Annotated in this window: 21 protein-coding genes; 8 read left to right on the top strand and 13 right to left on the bottom strand. The window is 36.4% G+C overall.

Annotated features, from left to right (window positions below; translation table 11 throughout):
• Window position 1 precedes the first annotated feature (1 nt).
• Together lptB and A9G08_RS03090 are read left to right on the top strand one after the other, a co-directional pair.
• Window positions 2-727, top strand: coding sequence for an LPS export ABC transporter ATP-binding protein (gene lptB / locus A9G08_RS03095; RefSeq protein WP_065562280.1), 726 nt, complete (start codon window positions 2-4; stop codon window positions 725-727).
• A gap of 6 nt (window positions 728-733) precedes the next feature.
• Entirely contained in the window at window positions 734-2,149 is a 1,416-nt protein-coding gene (locus tag A9G08_RS03090) for an RNA polymerase factor sigma-54 (RefSeq protein WP_065562463.1), read from the top strand.
• Window positions 2,150-2,361: 212 nt separating this feature from the next.
• On the opposite strand, the gene leuD is transcribed toward A9G08_RS03090, so the two are convergent.
• The 4 genes from leuD to leuA form a co-directional block, all read right to left on the bottom strand.
• On the bottom strand, window positions 2,362-2,964 hold the full coding sequence (leuD, locus tag A9G08_RS03085) for a 3-isopropylmalate dehydratase small subunit (RefSeq protein WP_065562279.1): 603 nt from the start codon (window positions 2,962-2,964) through the stop codon (window positions 2,362-2,364).
• Window positions 2,965-2,975: 11 nt separating this feature from the next.
• Complete coding sequence (leuC, locus tag A9G08_RS03080) at window positions 2,976-4,385, bottom strand: 3-isopropylmalate dehydratase large subunit (protein ID WP_065562278.1); 1,410 nt, start codon at window positions 4,383-4,385, stop codon at window positions 2,976-2,978.
• Between the two features lie 64 nt (window positions 4,386-4,449).
• Complete coding sequence (gene leuB, locus A9G08_RS03075) at window positions 4,450-5,529, bottom strand: 3-isopropylmalate dehydrogenase (RefSeq protein WP_065562277.1); 1,080 nt, start codon at window positions 5,527-5,529, stop codon at window positions 4,450-4,452.
• Window positions 5,530-5,590: 61 nt separating this feature from the next.
• Window positions 5,591-7,138: a 2-isopropylmalate synthase gene (leuA, locus tag A9G08_RS03070; protein WP_065562276.1), complete on the bottom strand. Its 1,548-nt coding sequence runs from the start codon at window positions 7,136-7,138 to the stop codon at window positions 5,591-5,593.
• Between the two features lie 580 nt (window positions 7,139-7,718).
• Here leuA and nfsB point away from each other — a divergent pair.
• Window positions 7,719-8,363, top strand: a complete 645-nt coding sequence (nfsB, locus tag A9G08_RS03065) for an oxygen-insensitive NAD(P)H nitroreductase (protein ID WP_065562275.1) — start codon at window positions 7,719-7,721, stop codon at window positions 8,361-8,363.
• A 53-nt stretch (window positions 8,364-8,416) separates the two neighbouring features.
• Here nfsB and A9G08_RS03060 read toward each other — a convergent pair whose 3' ends face one another.
• Window positions 8,417-9,268 carry a YcxB family protein gene (locus A9G08_RS03060; protein WP_065562274.1) on the bottom strand — a complete coding sequence of 284 codons (852 nt, stop codon included), beginning with the start codon at window positions 9,266-9,268 and terminating at the stop codon, window positions 8,417-8,419.
• Between the two features lie 232 nt (window positions 9,269-9,500).
• On the opposite strand from A9G08_RS03060, the gene ettA reads away from it, so the two are divergent.
• Window positions 9,501-11,168 carry an energy-dependent translational throttle protein EttA gene (gene ettA / locus A9G08_RS03055; RefSeq protein WP_065562273.1) on the top strand — a complete coding sequence of 556 codons (1,668 nt, stop codon included), beginning with the start codon at window positions 9,501-9,503 and terminating at the stop codon, window positions 11,166-11,168.
• 60 nt (window positions 11,169-11,228) lie between these two features.
• Here ettA and A9G08_RS03050 read toward each other — a convergent pair whose 3' ends face one another.
• The 3 genes from A9G08_RS03050 to A9G08_RS03040 are packed head-to-tail and all read right to left on the bottom strand — an operon-like array spanning window position 11,229 to window position 14,781.
• Window positions 11,229-12,848, bottom strand: a complete 1,620-nt coding sequence (locus tag A9G08_RS03050) for a DUF2813 domain-containing protein (protein ID WP_065562272.1) — start codon at window positions 12,846-12,848, stop codon at window positions 11,229-11,231.
• A 15-nt stretch (window positions 12,849-12,863) separates the two neighbouring features.
• Complete coding sequence (gene rfaP / locus A9G08_RS03045; RefSeq protein WP_065562271.1) at window positions 12,864-13,667, bottom strand: lipopolysaccharide core heptose(I) kinase RfaP; 804 nt, start codon at window positions 13,665-13,667, stop codon at window positions 12,864-12,866.
• Entirely contained in the window at window positions 13,660-14,781 is a 1,122-nt protein-coding gene (locus A9G08_RS03040; RefSeq protein WP_065562270.1) for a glycosyltransferase family 4 protein, read from the bottom strand. The genes rfaP and A9G08_RS03040 overlap by 8 nt, the downstream gene beginning before the upstream one ends.
• 388 nt (window positions 14,782-15,169) lie before the next feature.
• Here A9G08_RS03040 and A9G08_RS03035 point away from each other — a divergent pair, with 388 nt between their 5' ends.
• Window positions 15,170-16,108: a DMT family transporter gene (locus A9G08_RS03035; protein WP_065562269.1), complete on the top strand. Its 939-nt coding sequence runs from the start codon at window positions 15,170-15,172 to the stop codon at window positions 16,106-16,108.
• A 192-nt stretch (window positions 16,109-16,300) separates the two neighbouring features.
• On the opposite strand, the gene A9G08_RS03030 is transcribed toward A9G08_RS03035, so the two are convergent.
• Both A9G08_RS03030 and A9G08_RS03025 read right to left on the bottom strand, forming a co-directional pair.
• Complete coding sequence (locus A9G08_RS03030; protein WP_065562268.1) at window positions 16,301-17,227, bottom strand: TIGR01212 family radical SAM protein; 927 nt, start codon at window positions 17,225-17,227, stop codon at window positions 16,301-16,303.
• A gap of 233 nt (window positions 17,228-17,460) precedes the next feature.
• Entirely contained in the window at window positions 17,461-17,868 is a 408-nt protein-coding gene (locus A9G08_RS03025) for a DUF1218 domain-containing protein (RefSeq protein WP_065562267.1), read from the bottom strand.
• 291 nt (window positions 17,869-18,159) lie between these two features.
• Here A9G08_RS03025 and glyA point away from each other — a divergent pair, with 291 nt between their 5' ends.
• Window positions 18,160-19,416, top strand: coding sequence for a serine hydroxymethyltransferase (gene glyA, locus A9G08_RS03020; RefSeq protein ID WP_065562266.1), 1,257 nt, complete (start codon window positions 18,160-18,162; stop codon window positions 19,414-19,416).
• A gap of 41 nt (window positions 19,417-19,457) precedes the next feature.
• Here glyA and A9G08_RS03015 read toward each other — a convergent pair whose 3' ends face one another.
• Window positions 19,458-21,614, bottom strand: a complete 2,157-nt coding sequence (locus A9G08_RS03015; protein ID WP_065562265.1) for a phage holin family protein — start codon at window positions 21,612-21,614, stop codon at window positions 19,458-19,460.
• Between the two features lie 183 nt (window positions 21,615-21,797).
• Between A9G08_RS03015 and A9G08_RS03010 the strand changes: the two genes are divergently transcribed.
• The gene (locus tag A9G08_RS03010) at window positions 21,798-23,711 is read left to right on the top strand and encodes an ABC transporter ATP-binding protein (protein WP_065562264.1); all 1,914 of its coding nucleotides are present in this window, start codon (window positions 21,798-21,800) and stop codon (window positions 23,709-23,711) included.
• A gap of 21 nt (window positions 23,712-23,732) precedes the next feature.
• Here A9G08_RS03010 and A9G08_RS03005 read toward each other — a convergent pair whose 3' ends face one another.
• Window positions 23,733-24,896, bottom strand: a complete 1,164-nt coding sequence (locus A9G08_RS03005) for a sugar transporter (RefSeq protein ID WP_065562263.1) — start codon at window positions 24,894-24,896, stop codon at window positions 23,733-23,735.
• 170 nt (window positions 24,897-25,066) lie between these two features.
• On the opposite strand from A9G08_RS03005, the gene A9G08_RS03000 reads away from it, so the two are divergent.
• Window positions 25,067-25,420, top strand: coding sequence for a DMT family protein (locus A9G08_RS03000; RefSeq protein ID WP_065562262.1), 354 nt, complete (start codon window positions 25,067-25,069; stop codon window positions 25,418-25,420).
• Window positions 25,421-25,483: 63 nt separating this feature from the next.
• Here A9G08_RS03000 and apbC read toward each other — a convergent pair whose 3' ends face one another.
• Window positions 25,484-26,551, bottom strand: coding sequence for an iron-sulfur cluster carrier protein ApbC (gene apbC / locus A9G08_RS02995; RefSeq protein WP_065562261.1), 1,068 nt, complete (start codon window positions 26,549-26,551; stop codon window positions 25,484-25,486).
• Between the last annotated feature and the right edge of the window lie 69 nt (window positions 26,552-26,620).

The raw sequence follows: 26,620 nt of genomic DNA, 5'->3' as shown, positions 1-26,620 counted from the left end.
AATGTCAATTTTAAAAGCTGAAAACCTTGCAAAAGTTTATAAAAAACGACGTGTTGTTGAAGATGTAAGTCTCACCGTCAATTCTGGTGAAATTGTTGGTTTACTTGGTCCTAACGGTGCGGGTAAAACTACTACTTTTTATATGGTAGTTGGCATTGTGACTTTAAATGCAGGAAGAATCTATCTTGATGATCATGATATCAGTATATTACCATTACATGAGCGTGCTCAAAAAGGTATTGGTTATCTACCTCAAGAAGCCTCAATATTTAGAAAATTATCTGTTATAGACAATATTATGGCTATTTTAGAAACGCGCCAAGATATTGACAAAAATGAAAAATTAAATCGGGCAGAAGAGTTACTTGAAGAATTTCATATCACACATATTCGAGACAATATAGGCCAATCTTTATCAGGCGGTGAAAGACGAAGAGTTGAAATTGCTCGAGCTTTGGCTGCTAATCCAAAATTTATTTTACTTGATGAACCATTCGCTGGGGTTGATCCGATTTCTGTTATTGATATCAAAAATATCATTAAACATCTACGAGATCGTGGGTTAGGCGTACTAATTACCGATCATAATGTCCGCGAAACGCTTGATGTTTGTGAACGTGCCTATATAGTAAATAAGGGACATTTAATTGCTGAAGGTACGCCAGATAGCATATTAAATAATGAATATGTAAAACGTGTTTACTTAGGACATGAATTCAGATTATAGATTATGATAAAACAAGGGTTACAACTGAAGGTATCGCAACAGTTGTCAATGACGCCACAATTGCAACTAGCGATTCGAATGTTGCAATTGTCTACATTAGAATTACGACAAGAAATTCAAACCGCACTTGAAAACAATCCACTATTAGAGGTTGCTGAGCAATACGATGAGATCAATGTTGAACAGCATGAACCTAACGAAAATATTGATACTCGTGAAGCACTCGATAGTCAAGAAATCCCAGAGGATATTCCTTTAGATGCAACTTTAGATGATATCTATACTGCAGGCACACCATCAGGAACCTATTCTGATTATCGTAATGATGAGTTACCTATCTATCAAGGTGAAACACACGAAACCTTGCATGATTATTTAAATTGGCAGTTAGATTTAACGCCTTTTAGTGAGGTTGATCGTGCAATTGCGCTATCCATTATTGAAGCAATAGACGAAAGAGGTTACCTGACTGTTTCAACTGAAGAAATTTTAGAGGAACAAGGTAATAGTGAAATTGAGCTCGACGAGGTGGAAGCAGTATTAAAGCGAATTTGGCATTTTGATCCGATCGGGGTTGGGGCAAGAACATTACAAGAATGTTTATCTATTCAAATTCAACATGTCACTCCACCGGCGTTAGTAAAAGAGATCATCAATGACTATTTAGATTTATTAGCAAGTCATGATTACCGGACACTGAAAAAACGATTAAATGCTTCTGATAAGCAACTAAAACAAGCTATAAACTTTATTCAACATTTACAGCCTTATCCGGGGGATTCTGTTAATACTACACCACCTGATTATGTTATTCCGGACGTTGTAGTGAAAAAAATTGATGGTAAATGGATAGCTGAATTAAATAATGATACTGTTCCAACGCTACGAATTAATCAACACTATGCTGCGATGGAAAAAGTCAGCAATGAACATGACAGCCAATATATTCGCTCACATTTACAAGACGCTAATTGGTTTATAAAAAGTGTCGAGAATCGTAACGAGACGTTATTAAAAGTTAGTCAATTTATTGTTGAGCATCAACAAGACTTTTTTGAAAATGGCGCTGAATATATGAAGCCAATGATTTTATCTGATGTTGCTGAAGCTATTGATATGCATGAATCGACTATCTCGCGAGTGACAACGCAAAAATATTTACAATGCCCAACCGGTATTTTTGAGTTAAAATTCTTTTTCTCAAGTCATGTTAACACTCAATCCGGTGGGGAAGCCTCTTCCACAGCAATTCGGGCATTAATTAAAAAATATATTTCTGATGAAGATTCTAAAAAACCGTTGAGTGATAGTAAATTAGTCTCACTCCTTGAAAATCAAGGTATCATAATTGCTCGCCGTACAGTGGCCAAATATCGTGAAGCGTTATCAATACCTCCATCAAGCCATCGAAAACAGCTTTAACTTAATGCTTAATATGTAGTCATCACACCTTAAGTGATAACTTAACTGATAAACAATAAGCCATTTATCTTATTGAATTTATTAATATAAAACTGAGTGATTACAAGTATAGCTTCGATTAGTTATTTATATGAAGTGTAGTTGAAAATTTATTTAAGAAGTAGTGAGATATCATCGCTTAAACAACAAGCGATGATATTTTCATAAAGATTTTAAGCTAAAAATGTTGGAATCTTGTGTTCAAATGCACTAATTGCATCTTCATGTTGAAGTGTTAAACCGATATTATCTAATCCATTTAATAAACAATGGCGTTTAAAAGCATCAATTTTAAAAGGATATTGTTTATCTCCAGCAATGACAACTTCGTTAACCAAATCAATAGTAAACTCAATTCCTTCGTTGGCTTCTACAATCTTGAAAAGCTCATCAACATCTTCTTCAGGTAGATTCACTAACAATAGTTGATTATTGAACGAGTTATTATAAAAAATATCGGCAAAACTCGATCCTATAATAGTTTTAAAACCATAATCTGTTAATGCCCATGGAGCGTGTTCACGAGAAGATCCACAGCCAAAGTTTTCACGAGCTAATAAAATGCTCGCACCCTTATAACGAGGTTTATTTAACACAAATTCTGGGTTTGGTTGTTTACCGGCATCATCTAAAAATCGCCATTCATGAAATGCATGTTGTCCAAATCCTGTACGAGTAACTTTCTGTAAGAATTGTTTAGGAATAATGGCATCAGTATCCACATTTGCAGCATCTAAAGGAACGACTAATCCAGTATGTTTTGTAAATTTCGCCATGACAAGTCTCCTTAAAATGGTTTGCGAATATCAGTAAAATGACCAGTAATGGCAGCAGCAGCAGCCATTGCAGGGCTAACTAAATGTGTTCTGGCATCACGTCCTTGTCGTCCTTCGAAATTACGATTACTGGTTGATGCACAGCGATCGCCAGGAGCTAACTTATCATCATTCATCGCTAAACACATTGAACATCCTGGTAAACGCCATTCAAAACCTGCATCGATGAAAATTTTGTCTAATCCTTCAGCTTCCGCTTGTTCACGTACAGGCCCAGAACCAGGAACAACCAAAGCTTGAACGCCATCAGCTACTTTGCGTCCTTTGGCGACTTCTGCTGCAGCACGAAGATCTTCGATACGAGAATTCGTGCAAGAGCCGATAAACACTTTATTGATCTTAATATCAGACATATTAGTACCAGCAGTTAAACCCATATAAGCTAACGCACGTTCAGCAGACTGTTTTTCAATCGGATCAGAAAAATCTTGTGGATTTGGAACTTGCTTATCAATAGCGGTTACTTGACCTGGGTTAGTTCCCCAAGTTACTTGTGGAGCAATATCTTTAGCTTCCAAAGTTACAATCGTATCGAAATGTGCACCCTCATCGGTTTTTAGGGTTTTCCAATAAGCGACTGCTTGCTCAAAATCTACCCCTTTAGGCGAAAATTGTCGACCTTTCAAATATTCAAATGTCGTTTCATCCGGTGCAACTAATCCAGCTTTGGCACCCATTTCAATCGCCATGTTACATAATGTCATTCGACCTTCCATAGACAAGGATGTAATTGCTTCTCCGCAAAATTCAACCACATGGCCAGTACCACCTGCGCTTGTTGTTTTGCCAATGATGGCTAAAATAATATCTTTAGCAGTTATGCCACTGGCTACTTTGCCTTTTACTTCAATTTTCATGGTTTTAGCCCGACCTTGTTTTAAGGTTTGGGTAGCTAAAACATGTTCAACTTCTGATGTCCCAATACCAAAAGCTAATGCACCAAAAGCACCATGCGTTGCAGTATGTGAGTCACCACACACAATGGTCATACCAGGCAATGTCATGCCTTGTTCAGGTCCAACAACATGAACGATACCTCGTAATGGACTTTGTAAACCATATAAAGATACGCCAAATTCTTCAGCATTCTTAGCTAATTCAGTTAATTGGATTCTAGCCATCTCGCTACAAGCACTTAACTCATTGCTTTTCGTTGAAGTATTGTGATCCATCGTAGCAAATGTTTTATGAGGTTGGCGGACTTTACGATTCATCGCTCGTAAGCCATCAAAGGCTTGAGGAGAGGTTACTTCATGAACCAAATGGCGATCGATATATAAAATAGGGGTCTCATTCGGTGCTTCATAGACAACATGTGCATCATATAATTTTTGATACAATGTTTTTGGTTTTGTAGACATTGCTTATATTCCTTTAATATTCTTTAAAAGGGTTAATATGATAGCTTAACCCTTAGTCTAAAAATTAAATTAAACGACAAATGGTGTCACCCATTTCATCGGTTGAAACATAACTACCACCACGAGCAAGATCGATAGTGCGGGTCCCTTGTTCTAAAGCTTTATTAACTGCATTTTCAATAGCTTTGGCGATATCATCACGTTTTAAACTATAACGCACTAATAATGCTAAAGATAAAATTTGTGCAGCTGGATTAGCAATATTTTTACCAGCAATATCTGGTGCACTACCGCCAGCTGGTTCATATAATCCAAATCCATCTTCATTCAAGCTAGCAGACGGTAGCATTCCCATTGAACCGGTAATCATAGCGCACTCATCAGATAGAATATCACCAAATAAATTAGAACATAATAATACATCAAATTGAGAAGGATCTTTAACAAGTTGCATGGTTGCATTATCGATATACATATGTTCAAGTGCGACTTCTGGATATTGTTTAGCGACTTCGTTTACAACTTCACGCCACAATATTGATGTTTGTAATACATTAGCTTTATCAACAGAAGTGACTTTTTTACGACGAATTTTTGCAGCTTCAAATGCCATTTTAGCTATACGCTCAATTTCAAAACGGTGATAAACTTCAGTATCAAAAGCACGTTCTTGAGGGCCAGAACCTTCACGACCTTTAGGTAAACCAAAATAGATACCACCAGTTAGCTCACGCATACATAAAATATCAAAACCACGCTTAGCAATATCTTCACGTAAAGGACATAATTCTTCTAAACCTTGATATAAACTAGCAGGACGCATATTCGCAAATAATTTAAAATGTTTTCGTAATGGTAATAAAGCTCCGCGTTCAGGTTGTTGATCTGGCGGTAAGTTTGTCCATTTTGGACCACCAACTGAGCCAAACAAAATAGCATCGGCTTTTTCACAACCTTCTAGTGTTTCTTTAGGTAATGGACAACCATGAATATCAATTGCTGCACCACCGACATCATATTCACTAGTCGTAATTGCAAGGTTATATTTTTGACGAATGACTTCAAGCACTTTATAAGCCTGTTTCATCACTTCTGGACCAATACCGTCGCCAGGTAATACTGCAATATGGTAATTTTGAGACATATCTATTCCTTATAATTAATTTAAGCATTTCGTCAATAAATAACGAAATCGCATCTATTATTTAATCGTGGTGCAATTTTTGTTTTTGCTCAGCAACTTGATTAGCTCTATAAACATTATTTAAAACATTAATTAATGCTAATGCGGATGAATGAACAATATCAGTCGCAAGCCCAACACCGTGAAATTTGCGCCCTTTATATTCGGCAACGATATCAACTTGACCTAAGGCATTTTCACCTTGACCTTTAGAGGCTAATTGATATTTTACAATGGTAATTGGTTCACCGGTAATACGATTTATTGCTTGATAAACTGCATCAACTGGACCATTACCAGTTGCCGCATCTGAATATTTTTGATCGCCAATAATCAAACTTACTGACGCAGTTGAAACGACAGTAGAGCCTGATTGAACATTAAAATAATCTAAAACATAATGCTCTTGATCATCTTTAAGTTGATTGATAAATATCAAAGCTTCTAAATCATAATCAAAAACTTGGCCTTTTTTATCAGCAAGCTCTAAAAAAGCTTCATAAACTTGATCTAAATTATAATCGTTATCGTGGTAACCCAATTCTTCTAGGCGATGTTTAACAGCTGCTCGACCAGAGCGTGAAGTTAAATTTAATTGGATTTGATTTAAACCGATCGACTCTGGTGTCATGATTTCATAAGTTTCGCGGTTTTTTAATACACCATCTTGATGTATTCCTGAAGAGTGGGCAAAAGCATTGCTACCAATAACCGCCTTGTTAGACGGTATTGGTGTATTAGTAATTTGGCTTACAATTTGGCTGGTACGGTAGATTTCTTGATGATTGATATTAGTGTGAACGTTTAAGATATTTTGACGAACTTTGATCGCCATAATCACTTCTTCTAAAGCAGTATTACCGGCTCGTTCACCTAAACCATTCATCGCGCCTTCAATCTGCCGAGCACCTTCCTGAATCGCGCTAATCGAGTTAGCCACCGACATGCCCAAGTCATCATGACAATGAACAGAGATAATCGCTTTATCAATGTTCGGGACACGTTCAAATAAGGTACGAATAATGCCACCAAATTGATAAGGGACAGTATAACCGACAGTATCCGGAATATTGATCGTTGTTGCCCCTGCTTGAATTGCTGCTTCAACAATCCGACATAAGTTATCAATTGGGGTACGGCCTGCATCTTCACAAGAAAACTCCACATCATCTGTATAATTACGTGCACGTTTAACACAGTGCACCGCTCGTTCAACGACATCTTCAAATGTCATTTTTAATTTATCTTTAACATGTAAGGTTGATGTTGCCATAAAGGTATGAATACGAAATTGATCGGCTACATTTAGCGCTTCAGCGGCAACATCAATATCTTTGTCAATACAACGAGACAACGCACATACACGACTATTCTTAATGGTTTTAGCGATAGTTTGTACTGATTCAAAATCACCAGGCGATGAGATAGGAAAACCAACTTCCATCACATCAACCCGCATTCTTTCTAATGCTAAAGCTATTTGTAATTTTTCTTTAACACTTAAACTTGCTTGTAACGCTTGCTCACCATCACGTAATGTTGTGTCAAAAATAATAATCTGATCGCTCATTGTTATTTCCTTTATATTTTGGTGCTATCTCGGTATTTCAAGTTAAGAAAACAAAAAACCCGCACTTTAGCGCGGGTTCTTGTTAATTTGTCGAGTTAAGTATTAAATCACTTTTACTCCACACACAAGCTATCCGCGCAAACTGATGCGAGGAGGAGGCTGAGTAGGAGGCTAGTAAATTTAATCATTAACTTCTCAATTGTTATATTACTTATTAAATATTATTGCATTTTTTATCAAAAATCTTCACGCATGTCAAGAAAGATGTTTAAAATTTACTCTTTTACTTGATAAAACATTAGTTAAAATTTGTCTAACTATTAAGCTTTTATTTTGATTTATTGATGATGAATAATAAAGAACGTCAAGAATTGAATTGAAAAATAGTTTAATAGTATGCAAAATGGTAGGAGTTTAAGGGCATAAGCGATAAGGTGCCTGATAAGTACTTTTCAATAGATTCAAAATAATCATTTCAAAAATAAGAATGTTCATTATTTATGTATCATTTTTTGCTCTAAAAAATAGTTTTACACAAGTAACGCTATTTCAGAATTAATTATCAATTATTGGAGCCATTATGAATATTGTCGAAATTTCACAAAAACGTTATACCACCAAACATTATGACAAAACGAAAAAGATTCCCCAAGATAAGATTGAGCAGTTATTAACTGTTTTAAGAAACAGTCCGTCATCGGTCAACTCTCAACCGTGGCATTTTTATGTTATTGATAATGAAGCGGCTAAAAATAAAATTTTGCCGGCAATAGCTGATTTTAATCAACCACGTGTCACCGGCTCATCACATACTATTGTTTTTTGCATTAAAACCCCATTGGATGAAGCCCATTTAGTTAATCTACTTAATCAAGAAGAGAAAGACGGTCGTTTACCTTCGGCGGAATTAAAGGCGTCTCAAGATCAGGGCCGACGTTATTTTGTAAATTTAAATAGCAAAACACCTGAATCACAACAGTGCTGGGAAGGTAAACAAGCCTATATTGCATTAGGGCAATTGCTTTTTGCCGCTGCGGCAATTGGTGTTGATTCTACTGCAATAGAGGGTTACGATTCTGCTAAAATGGATGAAATTTTAGATCTTAAAAGCAAAGGATTGAAAAGCATTGTGGTTGCAACGTTAGGTTATCGTGCTCAAGATGATGGTAATGCGCATCGTCCAAAATCACGTCTGCCGAAAGATCAAATCTTCACCTTCTTATAATCTGATTAACATCCCACCTCGTATTAGGTGGGATGAGTAAAAAGGGTATAATATTACTTCTCTGAATAATTGCTATAGTGTTTCAGTTTCTCTTCCAGCGCTTGTTGTTGTTCTAAACTAAACTCGTTATAAAAAAAGTAATACCCCGAACTCTCTTGTATGAAAAACACATAACCTTTTGATGTTTTCTCTATTTTATAAAATTCAGCATAGTTGATATTAGAAACTCCCACTTTTTTTATGTAACTGAAGGTTAGATGATCATCATAAAAAATACAGGTCATACTGCCAAAGCGTTCATTCAATGTTAAAACCTGCTTTTTTGATTGTTTTTTAAAATTAGCCAAAAATAAGGTAAGTAATAAAATAGGCAGTATGAAAATTAGTACTGATAAAGTAGGATTTTTTGGAAATAGCAACAAACTCAAAAATAAAAGGATAGTAGATAAAATAAACATCCTTTTTCTTGAATTTCGAAATTGATGACAAATAAACGCATATACACGTTGACAGTCAAATTGATAATTAATCATTGCTATTTTGGATTCTTGGTTTTTGCTCAAATAAGGCGCCAGATAATCTTTTAGGCGCTCTAACTCATCCGGTTGAAACAGATCATAACGAACAAATTCAAAAATAATCTTATTACTAAAAAAAAATAACCCAGTTTTAGCTTCATGTATTTGATACAGATCTGAGTAATAGAAAGTACTGACTTCGTTCTTATCGTTATTTAGCCGTACTATTTTTTCATTATCGAAGGTGAAGGTAAAATTACGCATATTATCAGCAATTGAATCATCTAATTTTTGTGTAAAATTATCATCCAAACAACCTTGCAGCGCGTAATAAGTATCGACTAAATATTGTCGATCAATATGGCAATGAACGGTGATGTTACTCATACTTGCTCCTAAAATGGTCTTTATCACTCATACTGTCAATTTAATAGGTTATTGATTATATATGAAACCGATTAAATTGCATGTAAAAAACAAAACCGACAGTGAATAAATCTAATCAATTCGACAAATAACCCTAGACCCCATTGACAGAAACGTTACAATATACGGCATGACTTTTATAGCAAGTAAAATTAACTTAGCTATGATTAATTTAACAAACGGATGATGTTTTATGGCGCAATATGTTTATACCATGAATCGTGTTGGGAAGATTGTTCCTCCTAAACGTTATATTTTAAAAGATATCTCATTAAGTTTTTTCCCCGGTGCCAAAATTGGTGTTCTTGGCTTAAATGGGGCAGGTAAATCGACATTACTACGAATTATGGCTGGAGTGGATACCGAAATTGAAGGTGAAGCTCGTCCACAGCCGGACATTAAAATAGGTTATTTACCGCAAGAACCTAAACTTGATCCTAAGCAAACTGTACGTGAAGCTATTGAGCAAGCCGTTGGTGATGCCAAAAAAGCTTTGGCTCGTTTAGATGAAGTGTATGCGGCTTATGCTGATCCAGATGCTGATTTTGACAAATTAGCCAAAGAACAAGCGGAACTTGAAGCAATCATACAATCGCAAGATGCGCATAATTTAGATAACCAACTAGAGCGAGCAGCTGACGCCTTGCGTCTACCGGATTGGGATGCAAAAATCGAAAATTTATCCGGTGGTGAGCGTCGCCGTGTTGCTATTTGTCAGTTATTGCTGGAAAAACCAGACATGTTATTAATTGACGAACCGACTAACCATTTAGATGCTGAATCTGTCGCATGGTTAGAACGCTTTTTACATGACTATGAAGGCACGGTGGTCGCTGTAACCCATGACCGTTACTTCTTAGACAATGTTGCTGGTTGGATTTTAGAGCTAGACCGTGGTGAAGGTATTCCATGGGAAGGTAATTACTCTTCTTGGCTTGAACAGAAAGATCAGCGATTAGCGCAAGAAGCGGCAACCGAATCCGCTCGCCGTAAGTCGATTGAAAAAGAGCTTGAATGGGTGCGTCAAAATCCGAAAGGGCGACAAGCAAAAAGCAAAGCTCGTTTAGCCCGTTTTGAAGAGCTTAATAGCAACGATTACCAAAAACGTAATGAAACTAACGAACTCTTTATTCCGCCTGGGCAACGTTTAGGTGATAAAGTCATTGAAGTCGCTAATTTAACTAAATCATATGGCGATCGAGTATTAATCGATAATCTTTCTTTTAGTATTCCTAAAGGGGCGATAGTTGGGATCATTGGTCCAAATGGAGCGGGTAAATCGACGCTATTTAGAATGCTATCAGGTAAAGAACAACCAGATTCAGGAACTATCACATTAGGTGATACCGTACAACTTGCCTCTGTCGATCAATTCCGTGACAGTATGGATGATAATAAGACTGTTTGGGATGAAATTTCAAATGGGCAAGATATCATGCGTATTGGTAACTTCGAAATCCCAAGCCGTGCTTATGTTGGTCGCTTTAATTTTAAAGGTGTGGATCAACAAAAACGAGTTGGTGAATTGTCTGGTGGTGAACGTGGTCGGGTGCATTTAGCTAAATTACTTCAAGTTGGTGGTAATGTACTATTACTCGATGAGCCAACCAATGACCTTGATGTCGAAACCTTACGTGCGCTGGAAAATGCGTTATTAGAGTTCCCGGGCTGTGCATTAGTAATATCGCATGACCGTTGGTTCTTAGACCGCATTGCAACTCATATTCTCGATTACCAAGATGAAGGGCATGTGGAGTTCTTTGAAGGTAACTTTACCGAATATGAAGAGTGGAAAAAACGCACTTTAGGCGCGGAGGCACTTGAACCTAAACGAGCCAAATATAAACGAATTACAAAATAACTTCATAAATTATTCCGCCGAAAGTTATCGGCGGGTTATCAATGTCTAATCAATAAAAATTTAAAGCAAGGATTTAGATGTCTTAACCAACTTAGCAAAAGTATCGGTTAACAATCTTGGAATTGCTGTAATGCCTCGAGCTTTAGCATCATCACACACCGCAATAGCCAAGTCTGGTTTTGAACTTTTGTGGATCGCCTTTTGAATAATCTTGGGTACCGACATATCAATATGAGCAACCGTATTATAAGCAGCTAATTTATAAACATGACTAAAGCCATGTTTGAATAAAAAGTTTTCAATATCACGCGCGGGTAATACAGTAATATAATCGTTTAGATTTTCACCTGGAGCACATTGTGATTGCACGGTTTCGGCATATTTTTTTCCAGCCATATCGCCATCAGTAATCACGTACCAACGAATGCCCATTTTATTTGCATAATGGATTAATGGTTTTAAACCACATTGCGCAAATTCTAACAATTGAATTCCTTCCGAACTTAAGTGATAACCACTTTGTTCTGCGAGCTCTCTTAATAACCACACTTCAGTTTCACCCTCAACCAGTAACCAACAACGGGCAAATAGGGCTGTAGGGCGTCGATAAAGGACATGGAATAAAATGCGTCGACTATCGGCAACACTCAATGAATGAGGTGAAATGTACTTAGTGACAATTTGATCTGGAAGTCGGATTAATCGATAAATACTCTCCAAAGGAAATAACGACACCAAATCACTTGAATTAGAGGTAATAATTTTTTGAGCCGGTAAATTTTTCAATAATCGAAAGCCAACCGATAAAATAATTGGATGTAGCTGACTTTCTGGCTCTTCCAAAATTAAAATAGGGACTGAGCTGTGTGATAGTGGATTATCACCCTTAGCATTAACAATAGAACCAAATATACCTAAAAGGGCAGTACGTAAATAATCATTATCCAAATCATCCAAAATATTATTGATGCGCTCAAGAGAATTCCAATCTTCTACTTTTGGACTATTTTTCTGCGCCATTTTTTTATAATTAGAACGTTGTTGATAATCAACAAAATAGTATTCTAATAATGAACGAGCAGCTTGTAATCCTCGATTAAGTTCAGCTTGGCTCAATTGCTCTGAATGGGCTTTTAACTGTTCGGAAAGCTGGTCAATAAAGTGTTGTGATAAAGGTTGATTAGTAACAGGTAAATCTTTAGCATTAATCGAATTTTTAAGCGGCATCACTGGATTCAAATTAATTAAAATAGCAATTAATAACTTAGAATCATCTAATTTTAACAACTGTCCGTGCTCATTTAACAAATGATGCTCAGTGATAATACTATCACCACTTTTTTGAGCACTCATTTGGTAAGTAATTCGATATAAATTATCTAACTGCGAGCTATAGCTAACGGCTTGCAAAGGTTGATAAGCTTGTTCATTTAATTGATTTGGATAGGATTCACAATAGACAACTTTTATTGAGATATGATTACCATCATTATCATAATAGAAATCTGAATCGACAAACTGATAAAACTTATTATCTAGAGTTAGCAACTTTAACGCACTAAGTAAACTTGATTTCCCCCATTGATTTTCACCAATTAGAACGCTTGATTTAGCGTTAAGTTTTAACGAAAGTTGCTTAATTCCTCTAAACCCTTTGATATCAATTTGTTCAATAAACATGACATATCCTTATGGTTAAAGTTGGTACTTTTCAGTTCGTTTCGCAATGCGCTCAGCTTTATGCTTAGCACTATCAATTAACTTATGCTCATCACGTACAATGGCTTTAATGGGTTTATTAAAATAGGTTCTTAAAAAACGCCAAATATCTCGCTGAGTTAGCCCAATATTAATTGATGAAAAGTAAAGTCCAATTAAATCTTTATCACGCCAACGCGTCGGGACTTTATCACGTGTTTGTGCTCGATGAAGATCAATTACAGAAAGTTTTATTTCTTCACTATTTTCATATAACGGTAAATCCAACAAAAAATGACACAAATAACAATCACGGTGATTCACACCCGCGCCGTGCATTTTAGCGGTCATATTAGCTAAATAAATAGTTAACGAACGTTTTAAATGATAGCTAGGTGGATTGTCTAACCATGGTCGAGTAAAATCCTCTAAACTAATGGTTGGATTAAGATCTTTAGTAATAATAAACGAATGCCGAGTAAGCGGATTTAATCCCTTGCGCCCAAAAGCGCGCCCATCCATCGTATTAACACCAACTTGCTCTAAACGATGAATTGCATCCCACTCTTGTTTAGCATCTAGAACTGGCAAACGTAAAGAAATAAGGTTTTTTACAATCTCTTTAACCGTGCTGCCACGATGAATTTTAATAAAATAAGATTCACCATCCAACTCAAAATTAAGGGTTTTTCTTTGTTTAACCGCACGATAAACTTTACCTGAAATTAATTCAACTTCAGTGAATGGGTCTTTACCTAACCATAACTCTTTAAAGGGTGATTTTAGTTTGATTTCATTCATAACGACATCCTAAAATAATGTCTGCTGCGCGTTGTGCTAGATGATATAAATCTTCACTATCACCATAAGCAATCGCATGATTATGCCAATTACCCCATTGCTCCTTATCACTAATAGACCGTTCTAACGCTTGATTCAATGTGCTTTGATCATAAGGTTCTGGCAGCACAATGCCGGCATTAGCTTGGCTGATATGATAAGCATACCCAGAAATACCCGACACAATCACCGGTACCCCAGCCGCTAAAGCTTCAATCAATACCATGCCTGCGGCTTCTTGCCTTGCCGGATGCAACAAGAGATCGGCTGAAAATAGAAAATCAGGAATATCATTACGACCGGAGAAAAAACGCACTTGTTTACTAATGCCTAAGTCATCGGCTAACTTCTGATAAGGTTCAGGATTATCCTGTCCTACGACCAGATAGCTAACTTTCTGCCTAAGCGCATCGGGTAAAGCTGCAATAGCTCTCAAAGAACGGTCAACTCCCTTACGTTTAAAATCTGACCCAATTTGCACAATTACAAAATCATCTAAGCTAATTTGATTAGCTTGTCGAAATTGTTCACGTTTTTTGGGGCTATCAGCACAATATTTTCGATCTAAAGCAATCCCTGGCGGTAATAAAAAAAATCGCTCATCTTGGGTATGATAGTGATTCTTAAAATCTTGAATTTGTTGCTTAGTTAGCACCATGATTTTAGTTTGTGAACTAGGTGAAAATACCGATTTTTCAAATGCTAAATAGTGCTTGCAACGTTTCGATAATCTATAAAGAAAGCCTTTATGAGCGGCTTTTTCAGCAAAACAAGTATCTCCAGCAAAATAGACATCCAAATCAGGCATTTTATTAAAACCCACCACACAGTTTACCGGGTTAGCTTGTAAGTGAGCTTTCACCCAATGGTAATAGGCTTGATTGCGGCTATGGTTAGAGAATCCTTTTTGGGGCACGATAATAATATCAATCCCAGCTGGTTTATTACCTTGCCAGTCCAATACATAAACACGGATCTGATGTCCACGAGCTTGGCAAGCGGTAGCAATTTGCAAGAAATCACGTTGTAACCCGCCAAAAGGGAAATATTTATAAATACAAAAAGCTAGTTGCATCTAGATTGCCTCAAGTCAGAAAGGAATATTATATACTCACTCTTGATTGATGCGCAAAGCTTGATTTTGCCTACAAGGATTGTTAAGACTATTTATAAATTCCAGTATTTAAGAGTGAAATAGTAAAAACTAAATAGAATCTAAAAGCGATTTTAACGGTTAGAATCGCAAATAATTATCTTTTCATTTCTTATTAACAATATTAAAAGAACTAAAAAATAAATGATTGTTTTAGACATGTTCAAAGCACTTTATATCAAAGTAAATTCATAGCTAAAACTATTTTTCTGAAGAGAATCTAACAATATTTTTTATAAGCTTACAAAAACCTATATTTTATATTATATTAGCTAACTTAGTTTTTATTAATGGATAAGAGAAGATTAGTATGAATAAGGACATTTTTTTTAATAACAAATATGTTATTTTATTTCTCTTTCTCGTTGTGTGCTTCACATGGGGAACGACATGGATTGGAATAAAAATTGCTGTTGAAACTGTTAACCCACTGTTAGCTGCTGGTCTGCGCTTTGTTATCGCATTTCCTTTTTTAGTATTAATTACAATTATTGCTAAATCACCAATATTGTTTCCTCGAAAATCATTCCATTTTTTTCTACTATTAACGTTATTTTATTTTACCATTCCTTATTATTTAATTAGTTTTGGTGAACAATATGTATCGTCAGGTTTAACCTCATTGTTATTTAGCACCATGCCGATTTTTTCAATTATTTTCGCTAAGATAATCTTAAAAGATAAAATATATATAAATCAGGTAATAGGTATTACAGTGGGATTTTTATGTTTGATGTACATTTTAATCTCTGAAGGTTTTATTCTTTCCTATAGCGATTTTTGGGGCGTAATATCAATACTGTTAGCGGCATTGATGCATGGTTTTTTATATGTTTACTCCAAAAAAGCTGGCGAAGGTATAAATGTATTTACCTTCAATACTCTACCGATAGGCGTTGCGGGTATCGCACTTTGTTTGTTGAGTTTTACTTTTGAAGAAAATAATTTTCAAACTATCTCGTTAAATAGCTGGTTAGCATTAATTTATCTCGGTATTTTTGCATCCGTATTTGGCTTTATTGCTTATTTCTTTTTATTAAAACGAATGAGCCCGGTAGTATTGTCATTTATTTTTATTATTTTCCCGGTCGTTGCTATTTTTATTTCATCGATTTATGAGCATAAAATCATTTCAACTAACTTCATCATTTGTACAATCATTATGTTGTGTGGGTTTGCTATAACAAAATTACCGGTCAATGTTTTTAAAAAGTGGATAAAGAGCGACAAAAATAGAGACAATCAATAAATCGTTACTTCAACAAAAGGTTAACTTGATTTTTTGATTCAGACATCGATTGACTTTGAATGGTTTTAACACTTATCAAAGTCAATCCTTATCTACTATGATTGAATCCTGTTTTATCTACACTTTTTAGATAATTAAAATTATAGCAAGTTGCAACTAAATGATTGATAGCAAAGTTAAGCTATAGCAATATTATAACTCAAAGCGATAAGTGTCATTAATTGCACTACCTTGCGCACCAAATTGGCGTAAATTATTATCAACCGCATTCATCGATTGCCAATGGTTTTCGCACCAATCAGGGGCAAGTAGGGTGGGTTTGCGGGCATTGGCGGAGATACGGTGGTATAAAATATTGGCAGGGGTTTGCCGAATAATATCACCAGCAATATCGACATACTGCTCTAAGGACAATACATCAAGCCGACCTGCACGCCATGCTTTAGCCATAATACTACCTTCTACAATATGTAGTGGATGTAGTTTTAAACCATCAACACCGCTATTTAAAACACAATCTAGCGTAATTAAATTATCTTGCTTAGTTTCTTTAGGTAGACCAATAATTAAGTGAGTACAAACTTTTATACCAAGTCTACGCGCCTTTTGAACGGTTTGATGATAAACATCGAACGTATGTCCACGATTAATACTGTGTAAGGTTTTATCATGAGCGGTTTGTAAGCCAAGCTCCAGCCAAACTTCAAAGCCTTTAGCATGATAACTGGCAAGTAAATCGAGCGCTTCATCCGGCACACAATCAGGGCGAGTACCAACACAAAGTCCAACAATATCGGCATTATTAAGTGCTTCTTCATACATATTTTTGAGTATTTCGACTTCGGCATAAGTACTGGTATAAGCCTGAAAATAAGCAAGATAGCGCTTAGATTTTTTCATCTGATGCGCCTGTTGGGCAAGTTGCTGTGAAATGGTTTTGACTTGAATCGACTCATCGATAATCGATGCGACATTACAAAAGGTGCAACCACCTACACCGATAGTGCCGTCCCGATTAGGACAGCTAAAACCGCCATGTAAGGTGAGTTTATAGATTTTTTCGCCATAACGGCGTTGCAGGTCAGCACCAAACGTATTGACCACTAAATGAAGTTGCATAATCAGCCAAAAATAAAATTTTGCCTATTTTACGAAGCGAATGAGTTAAATTCAACCGATGATAAATTTTTATATACAATTGACGTAACTTTAGTCGGCTTTTCTTTAAGATGTTTTGAAACGAACACTATGGTGTAACATATTATGCCGTAATAAGTTTTATTGATGATTTTTAGAATCGCAATATTTTCAAAGCTTAATACTGAGAAAATTATACGAGTAATCTAATCTTTTTATTTTTCTGTACCTAGAAAATAAGATGTTTCAGTTTCTACCTTACTATCATCTTTCCAATCTTGGATATCTCTTTCATATTGTATTAATTCGACCTGATCACCTTTTTTATAATTGCGTAATTGAAAGGCTTTTTCTAATCCTACTTCTAACTCGTAAGGTTTATCATTGGGTAAAAAACAACCATGATCTGCGCGCCCCCTCTTTTCCGATTTGGTAATTAACACCTTGATATCAAATACACTTTTTTCATGTTCCTGTTCGCCTTCGCCAATAGAAAAAATACCCTGTTGTGGATCTTCTAATAATGTCCCGGTTAGCAAACAGAGATTTTGGAAAGAGGCAGTAGCTATCTGACTGAATAAAATACAAATAATAAAACTTATTATGCGGCAAATCGTTTTCATAGCGTTAATAGACTCGGTAAGACAAATTTCCAATATTATTCAAAAAATTTAATTAAAAAAAAAGCGTTTTTTTGTCTAGTCCTGATACTTTTACAAGTCGTTTGATTTTTTATTAACTGGCTAAAAAACAATAATTGCGATCTTCTGCTTTACTATAAATATTTTTTATAATTCAAAAAAAGGATTGAAATCGTTGGCTGATTAAGTAAGGATATTCGTTATGCTGTTTTCCATACTTGAAAACAATAATTAAGTCAAAAAGTCAATGTAATCCAAAAACAAGGAGTCAATATGTTTAGTAAAGAAATGACTATTGCCGATTATGATAAGGAATTATGGGACGCCATTAAGGGTGAAGAGCAACGTCAAGAAGATCATCTCGAATTAATTGCCTCCGAAAACTATACCAGCCCAAGAGTGATGCAGGCACAGGGTACTCAATTAACTAACAAATATGCTGAAGGCTATCCAGGTAAGCGTTATTATGGTGGTTGTGAATATGTTGATATTGTTGAGCAATTAGCGATTGAACGAGCCAAAGCGTTATTTGGTGCAGATTATGCCAATGTACAACCACATTCAGGATCACAAGCGAATTTTGCTGTTTATATGGCATTGTTAAAACCGGGCGATACTGTGTTAGGTATGAATTTATCGCAAGGTGGTCATTTAACTCATGGTTCACCAGTTAGTTTTTCCGGTAAACTCTATAATGTGGTTGCTTATGGCGTTGACGAAACTGGACATATTGATTATGACCAATTAGCGAAAACGGCCTTAGAGTCAAAACCGAAAATGATCATCGGTGGTTTTTCAGCTTACTCAGGCGTGGTTGATTGGAAGCGTATGCGTGAGATTGCTGATAGTGTAGGCGCTTTCTTATTTGTAGACATGGCACACGTGGCCGGCTTAGTAGCAGCAGGGGTTTATCCAAATCCTGTCCCATTTGCACATGTAGTGACAACCACAACGCACAAAACGCTTGGCGGACCTCGTGGTGGACTTATTTTGGCCAAAGGTGGCAGTGAAGAACTTTATAAAAAATTAAATTCAGCTGTATTCCCTGGCGCACAGGGTGGTCCATTAATGCATGTCATTGCTGCCAAAGCAGTTGCATTAAAAGAGGCGATGGAACCAGCATATCAAGAATATCAAAAACAAGTTGTTAAAAATGCTCAGGCGATGGTTGATGTAATTATCAAACGTGGCTACAAAGTCGTGTCTGGCGAAACAAAAAATCACTTATTCTTAATTGATTTGGTTGATAAAAAGATAACCGGTAAAGAGGCTGATGCCGCTTTAGGTAGTGCTAATATCACCGTCAATAAAAATAGCGTACCTAATGATCCACAAAGTCCATTTGTGACATCTGGCGTTCGAATTGGTACACCAGCCATAACTCGTCGAGGTTTTAAAGAAGAAGAATCTCGTGAATTAGCCAACTGGATTTGTGATGTATTAGATAACATTGATGATGAACAAGCGATTCAAGCAGTTAAACAAAAAGTTTTGGCAATTTGTCATCGATTACCCGTTTATCAACATTAATATTCTCGCCGACGTTATGTCGGCGAAATTATTATAAAATATTAGTTTTGAGTTGTTTTTTGAGTCATTTGTTGTTGCTGCTTAACATAATTGGCAATATCATCTTTAAACCATACTGCACTGCCAACAAGTAATACACCAACTAAGATAGCTGACCAAAATATTATCCGTGCTTTTTTATTACGTTTTCTTAAAGGATCACTTAAGTTTCGTTTAGCATTGGCTGGTAATTCGGCCTTACTGGTCAGTAGCCCACCAAGAAGTAAATTGATTTTTACTTGCCCATTGATTGCCCAACCTGAAGCTTCGAGCAATGGACCTAGTGTTCTTCTTCTTAATTTTAACCAAGCTAAAATGACTGATGGCCCAGATATAATTAAGAATAAACCTAAAATCACCAATGGAAATTGCCACCAAGAAAGAGAAAAAATAGCCTGAAAAATGGTAGCAAGTGCGGTACCAATCGCGCCTATCGCCAAGCCAATCGCAGCAAATATGCCAACACTCTTACCAATATCAAATTTATTTTCTGGATTTTGCACAGCTTGGGTACTGGTCTTTTCAATATCGGCGTCTTTATTGCTAGCCCATTTATTAATCTGTTCCGTAATTAATCGACCAATACGTTGATAAGGTGCCCAAATTGCTTGTTGAATACTAATTGGCTTACTAATCATTTTGACCACATTAGCATCCCAATCATTACCAGCATTATCAATAAACACCCCATTACGACCTTCCATTAATAAATCACCTTGTCCGGCGGTTATGGCAGCGACAATCGTCTGTTTCTGACCTAGCCTTGTACATTCACAATACAGCAAACATAGCTCTGAATAATTTGCCATTGTTGAATGTTTAGCGATGTTTTCAACGGCAACACAAAGCGTCGCACAGCGACCGTCAATATAAAGCTTGCCTAATTGAAAAGCGGCGTAATGGTCAAGTGAGAAGAACTCGGCAAATGAAGCAAAGTTAATCAATAAACGATAAAGATGTTTTTGAAAAAGTACTAACTTTTCTAACACAAAAACATCCGAAGCTGAAATAGGCGTTTTATTATCTTGTTCGACCATTTTCTCAAATTCATCTAATAAATTATCATTGATAAAATGCGTGATCTGATCGGCAGGAATATCCTCAATACTCGCCGTTGGTTTAGTTGCAACACTTAACTGCTCTATATCGGGTTTAGAACTAATTAATGTCGCGTATGCATCAAGACTAGTTTGAATATTTTGCCACTCTTGTTGTGTTAAATGATTTGGATCGGATAAGTGAGAAGTCACTAAAGCCCTAAATCGAGTGATTTTACTTTTCCAAAGTGGATTAAGCCCATTAACGAGATCCAATGAATTATTAGTATCAATCTTAGATAAAGGCAGTTCAGAAAGCGCTTCATCTGAAAGTAATCCATTTTGAGAAGGGACAATATATTTCTCATCAACATTTAATGCCGTTTGTGCTTGAGGCGCATATTGAGCTAATTCAACACGAAGAAAATAATCATCAATTTTGGGTTTGAGTTCTTGGACTAATTTCCATATTTCGGAGCGATTTTCCCCAAAAGGTGTTTGGGTATTACTGATATTAGTCTGCCATGCTTGCCAACTTTTTAGATTTTTAACAAAGGTTTGGGCTATTTCTAGATTTATCCCATCTTGCCCACTCATATCTTTTTGCCCGCCAGTAGTCTTAATGGCTGTTTGGATAAAGCTTTGCATTTCTGGCGATAACTCAGCAGAAGGTGGAAAAATCAAATCACCATTGTAGAGCTTGCTGGCATTAATTTTTAGTGATTGTTGGACATCATTTTGAGTTAAATAATCGGCTTGGCTTTTATTTAAATTGGCCAAAATACTATGCGCAGTAACTAATAATTTTTTGCCTTGTTTGGTTGAATCATCAATTTGTGATAATGACAATATTTCTGATGATTGAATAATCGCATCGAAAGAGACGATTTTATCTTTTACCCAACTAATCGCATCTAAAATATCAGGAATACGGATGCGTCCATCTTTATCAGAATCTAATAGCTCTAATGTTCGTTGATCAAAATCTAAACCGGTAGTCGGGCAACTTAGTGCCACCCATAATTTTGGATCTAAATTGGGCAAATTGATAATGTCATTGGCATTTTTTAAAACGACTTGATCTAATCCACCAACACGCTGAAATGTCCAAGTATGACTCATAATCACCTCCATACTAAAATATTATTAATTTATTCAATTTATTAATAAGTATAGCAGTATTTATTTTTAGAAGAGAAAAGGAATGCTCATTTTTAAGAGCGGTAATATATCTTTGATAATTGATTGCCAATTGCAACTTTATGATAGAATAACGCCTTATTATTTAATATCCAAATAAAAAATATGTCATTAATAAATCTTACCAATGCTTATCTGTCTTTTAGTGATGCCCCACTACTTGACCATATTGATATGTCGATTGAAACTAATGAACGAGTCTGTCTTGTTGGTCGTAACGGTGCAGGTAAATCAACACTGCTAAAAGTACTTAACAAAGAGATCCCATTGGATGAAGGCCAAATCGTTTATGAAAGTAACGTTGTTGTCTCTCGATTACAGCAAGATCCGCCTCGAGATATTCAAGGTAATGTTTTTGATTTCGTGGCAGAAGGATTAAAAGAGCAAGCTCAACTATTGAAAGATTATTATGCATTATCACATCTGGTTGAAACCGATCCAAGTGAAAGTAATCTATCTAAATTAGCTAAAATGCAAGAACAGCTTGATCACCAAAACGGTTGGCAACTGGATAATCGTATTCGCAATGTTATCTCTTCACTATCGTTAGATGGCGACGCCTTATTATCATCATTATCAGGTGGTTGGCTACGTAAAGCAGCGTTAGCAAAAGCCCTTGTTTGCCAACCTTCAGTTCTATTACTCGATGAGCCAACCAACCATTTAGATATCGAAACCATTAAATGGCTCGAAGAGTTTTTAAAAAGCTTTAATGGTAGCATTGTGTTTATATCGCATGACCGATCGTTTATTCGGCAGATGGCGACTCGCATTATCGATTTGGATCGCGGTAAAGTTGCTTCTTGGGGAGGGGATTATGACAGTTATCTCCTTGGTAAAGAAGAAGCACTCCGAGTGGAAGAGTTACAAAATGCGGAATTTGATAAAAAATTAGCCCAAGAAGAAGTCTGGATCCGCCAAGGAATCAAAGCCCGTCGAACACGCAATGAAGGACGCGTTCGAGCACTAAAAGCCATGAGGCAAGAATACTCACAGCGTCGCCAAGTTATGGGTAGCGCTAAAATGCAAATTGAAGAAGCGCTACGTTCAGGAAAAATTGTATTCGAGCTAGAAAATGTCACTTATCAAATTGAAGATAAATTACTGGTTAATGATTTTTCCGTGCAAGTATTAAGAGGCGATAAGATCGCTTTAATTGGACCGAATGGTATTGGAAAAACGACATTATTAAAACTAATGTTAGGCAGCCTAGCACCAACATCAGGAAGTGTGCACTGTGGAACCAAACTCGAAGTTGCTTACTTTGACCAGTATCGACTAGAACTCGATCCCGAAAAAACTGTGATGGATAACCTTGCAGAAGGTAAGCAAGAGGTGATGGTAAATGGTCGTTTAAGACATGTGCTTGGCTATTTACAAGATTTCCTCTTTCCACCAAAACGCGCTCGAACTCCAGTTAGAGCACTATCTGGTGGAGAGCGCAATCGTCTATTACTCGCAAAACTTTTTTTGAAACCAAGTAACTTATTAGTACTTGACGAACCAACCAATGATCTTGATATTGAAACGTTAGAGTTATTAGAAGAACTGGTTAATGATTATCAAGGAACGGTTTTACTCGTTAGCCACGACAGACAATTTGTTGATAACGTGGTGACTCAATGTTGGTTTTTTGAAGATCAAGGGCGAATTGGAATATATGCTGGTGGTTACACTGACGCATTACAACAACAAGCACAATCAATGAGTGCACAAGTCACGAGCAGCAAAAGTCATGAATCGGTTAAAAATGACCCAATAAAAACCGACCCAATAAAAACCGAAAAAAAGAAGGTCAAATTAAGCTATAACGAACAACGTGAATTGGCACAGTTACCCAATAAAATTGAAGAACTTGAAACCGCGATTGCTGATTTACAAGCACAAATTGGTCATAGTGACTTCTTCAATCAACCGCATGAAGTCACCAGCCCAATATTACAATCTTTAGCCGATAAAGAAGCGGAACTTGAAGCCGTGTTCGAACGTTGGGAACAATTAGAAGCATTAACACAATAAGCGCTCACTCGGAGCGCTAATTTACCAAGTCTTTCTTGAAATAAAGTAAAAAAGCAAAAGTGTCAAAATCACAAAAATCGCACCGACAAAGCCAATGTAAAGGGTGGATAAATAAACTAATACTTGGCTACCGACAAAAGCGCCTCCACCAATACCGATATTATAAATACCGGAATAAACCGAAGTTGCAATATCGGCAGCATCAGGTGCTGCATCAATCACTTTACTTTGCATCACCATACTAATAACGGTAATCGAAAGCCCCCAGACCATCCCTTGTAATATTGCGGTAATAAGGCTGAACGAACAAACATAAAGCGATAATAGACAGATTATTAATAGTAGGGCAGGAACTACAAATATCGCAACAGGGTGAGAATCAGCATACTTAGCAAAAATAACGCTACCAATCATGCCAGAAAAACCAACGGCTAATAACAAGTTAACTATCACGTGCTCATCAAAACCGCCAACATTAATCATAAACGGCGTAATATAAGTATAAGCCGTAAAATGACCAGTAATCATAATTGCCGTTAACAGATAAATATTGAGTAATACAGGGCGCTTAAGTACTTTAGGAATATCTTTGACTGAAATCTTGTTCAAACTTGGTACAGAGGGTAACAAGTAGAGTAACGATAACATGACACAAAAAGCAATAAAACCAATACATAAAAAAGTGACTCGCCAGCCAACCAGTTGCCCAATCATGGTTCCAATTGGAATACCTAAAACCGTTGCCATTGAAGTCCCCACCACAATAAAGCCCATGGCTTTAGCTTTTTTACCATTTGGCGCTAACCGAACCGCTAAAGGCGTCGTAATAGCCCAAAACACAGCATGAGCGCAGGCAATACCAATCCTCGCAACCATTAAACTGTAAAAACTCCAAGCAAAGCCAGCAAGGATATGGCTACCAATAAACAAACAAAACAGAAAAATCAAAAGTTTTCGGCGATCCATTCTTGATGTTAAAACCGTTAACGGCAAAGACAACAACGAAACAGCCCAAGCATAAATCGTTAATAACAACCCAGCATGAGCAACATCCATCGAAAAACTTTCGGCAATATTGGGTAGCAACCCAACCGGTACAAATTCTGTTGTATTAAATATAAATGCAGCAAAAGCAAGGCAAAAGATCGATGACCAGATTCGAGACCGGTGGTTAACTTTTCTCATGATTAGTTTTAAGAAGGGATTGATAGTTAATAGTGTGATTATAGCTGAATATGTTTGACGATTAAACAGAGAAAGCAAATAAATAATAAGATTAAATTAAATCATTCAACCAACTTATTACTTTAATGGATTATAATATTACCACCTAAATCATTCTTCGATTAACTATCATGAATCAAATTCTTATCACCGTTTGTCTATTAACCTGTAGTAATATTTTTATGACTTTTGCTTGGTATGGGCATTTACGCTTTTTGCATAATCAAGTTTGGATTGTGGCTGTATTGGTGAGTTGGGGGATAGCATTATTTGAGTATTTGCTACAAGTACCCGCCAACCGTATCGGCTTTCAAGTAGCCAGTGCAGGGCAATTGAAAATTATTCAAGAAGTGATTAGCCTATCTGTCTTTATTCCATTTTCAATTTACATTTTAAAAGAACCATTCAAAACCGATTATATTTGGGCTGGGCTATGTTTACTCGGAGCAGTTTTTTTTATGTTTAAAGATAAAATTTTAGCATAATCCAAATTTTCAATATTCTTGATGATATTGGTTGTTAAATACTAACAACCAATATCAATTGCACTATAAAGCCTTAAATGAAATATCAGGCAAAATGGTTTCACCTTGCCAATAAAGTTGGCTAGCAACTTGTGCAGCAATATGACCATATAGCTGAGCAAATTCACTATCAGGATGACTAATAACCGTTGGTTTGCCTGAATCTAAATCTTGACGTAATAAACGATGAAGAGGAATCTGACCCAGTAATTTCGTATGATATTTTTCAGCCAAATGCTTAGCCCCCTCTTCACCAAAAATCGCTTCGTGATGCCCACAATTTTCACAGATGTGATAACTCATATTTTCGATAATCCCAAGGGTAGGGATGTTAACCTTATTAAACATCACAATCCCTTTTTGCGCATCAATTAAAGCAATATCTTGTGGCGTCGTCACAATCACAGCTGCCGTAACCGGAATATTTTGCGCTAGCGTTAATTGAATATCACCTGTTCCAGGAGGCATATCCATAATCAAATAATCAAGTTCAGGCCAAAGTGTATCTTCCAAAATCTGACACAGTGCTTTACTTGCCATCGGTCCACGCCACACCATAGCATTATCAGGCTCAACCAAATAACCAATAGAATTACTCGCAAGACCATAGGCCATAATGGGTGACATATGTTTATTATCCGGTGTTACTGGTTGCTCTTTTTCGGTGCCGAGCATGGTAGGAATAGACGGACCATAAATATCCGCATCCAAAATCCCCACTTTAGCCCCTTGCTTTTGTAATGCTAAAGCTAAATTAACCGCGGTTGATGATTTACCAACTCCACCTTTGCCCGAACTTACCGCAATAATATTTTTAACATTATTGATAGGATGATTATGATTTGCCCGCTTTAACGTCGCAATATTATAGTTAATCTTCCAATTAACCTTTTCAACGCCATCCAATTTAAGTAACTGTGGTGTAACTGTTGCTTTAAGATCTTCAAAGCCGGTCTGCCAAGCAAAAGGCATCACTAAGCTAATTAGCAGTTCTTGGTTAGCCTGTTCACATTGAGTAATTGCGCCAAGCTCAATCAAATTTTTGGATAAAGTGGGATGAGTAAAATTCTCTAGAATTTTTTTTGCTTCCATGGTTATTACCCTTAACTGTTATCAACAAGTTTTATACTCATATTGCTTCAAATAGATATGATTATCGAT

It is taken from the genome of Gilliamella sp. wkB195 (genome assembly GCF_001690445.1).
Classification (GTDB): domain Bacteria; phylum Pseudomonadota; class Gammaproteobacteria; order Enterobacterales; family Orbaceae; genus Gilliamella; species Gilliamella apicola_E.
Note: the sequence above shows the minus strand (reverse complement) of the source record. Positions and strands in the feature narration are given on the sequence as shown.

Coding starts and splice junctions, on each gene's coding strand:
- leuD (WP_065562279.1), bottom strand. CDS start 2,964: ATGGCGAAATTTACAAAACATACTGGATTAGTCGTTCCTTTAGATGCT.
- A9G08_RS03025 (WP_065562267.1), bottom strand. CDS start 17,868: ATGAAAACGATTTGCCGCATAATAAGTTTTATTATTTGTATTTTATTC.
- A9G08_RS03050 (WP_065562272.1), bottom strand. CDS start 12,848: ATGTTTATTGAACAAATTGATATCAAAGGGTTTAGAGGAATTAAGCAA.
- A9G08_RS03005 (WP_065562263.1), bottom strand. CDS start 24,896: ATGAGAAAAGTTAACCACCGGTCTCGAATCTGGTCATCGATCTTTTGC.
- nfsB (WP_065562275.1), top strand. CDS start 7,719: ATGAATATTGTCGAAATTTCACAAAAACGTTATACCACCAAACATTAT.
- glyA (WP_065562266.1), top strand. CDS start 18,160: ATGTTTAGTAAAGAAATGACTATTGCCGATTATGATAAGGAATTATGG.
- A9G08_RS03035 (WP_065562269.1), top strand. CDS start 15,170: ATGAATAAGGACATTTTTTTTAATAACAAATATGTTATTTTATTTCTC.
- A9G08_RS03000 (WP_065562262.1), top strand. CDS start 25,067: ATGAATCAAATTCTTATCACCGTTTGTCTATTAACCTGTAGTAATATT.
- leuC (WP_065562278.1), bottom strand. CDS start 4,385: ATGTCTACAAAACCAAAAACATTGTATCAAAAATTATATGATGCACAT.
- A9G08_RS03015 (WP_065562265.1), bottom strand. CDS start 21,614: ATGAGTCATACTTGGACATTTCAGCGTGTTGGTGGATTAGATCAAGTC.
- A9G08_RS03040 (WP_065562270.1), bottom strand. CDS start 14,781: ATGCAACTAGCTTTTTGTATTTATAAATATTTCCCTTTTGGCGGGTTA.
- A9G08_RS03060 (WP_065562274.1), bottom strand. CDS start 9,268: ATGAGTAACATCACCGTTCATTGCCATATTGATCGACAATATTTAGTC.
- lptB (WP_065562280.1), top strand. CDS start 2: ATGTCAATTTTAAAAGCTGAAAACCTTGCAAAAGTTTATAAAAAACGA.
- ettA (WP_065562273.1), top strand. CDS start 9,501: ATGGCGCAATATGTTTATACCATGAATCGTGTTGGGAAGATTGTTCCT.
- A9G08_RS03030 (WP_065562268.1), bottom strand. CDS start 17,227: ATGCAACTTCATTTAGTGGTCAATACGTTTGGTGCTGACCTGCAACGC.
- apbC (WP_065562261.1), bottom strand. CDS start 26,551: ATGGAAGCAAAAAAAATTCTAGAGAATTTTACTCATCCCACTTTATCC.
- A9G08_RS03010 (WP_065562264.1), top strand. CDS start 21,798: ATGTCATTAATAAATCTTACCAATGCTTATCTGTCTTTTAGTGATGCC.
- rfaP (WP_065562271.1), bottom strand. CDS start 13,667: ATGAATGAAATCAAACTAAAATCACCCTTTAAAGAGTTATGGTTAGGT.
- leuB (WP_065562277.1), bottom strand. CDS start 5,529: ATGTCTCAAAATTACCATATTGCAGTATTACCTGGCGACGGTATTGGT.
- leuA (WP_065562276.1), bottom strand. CDS start 7,138: ATGAGCGATCAGATTATTATTTTTGACACAACATTACGTGATGGTGAG.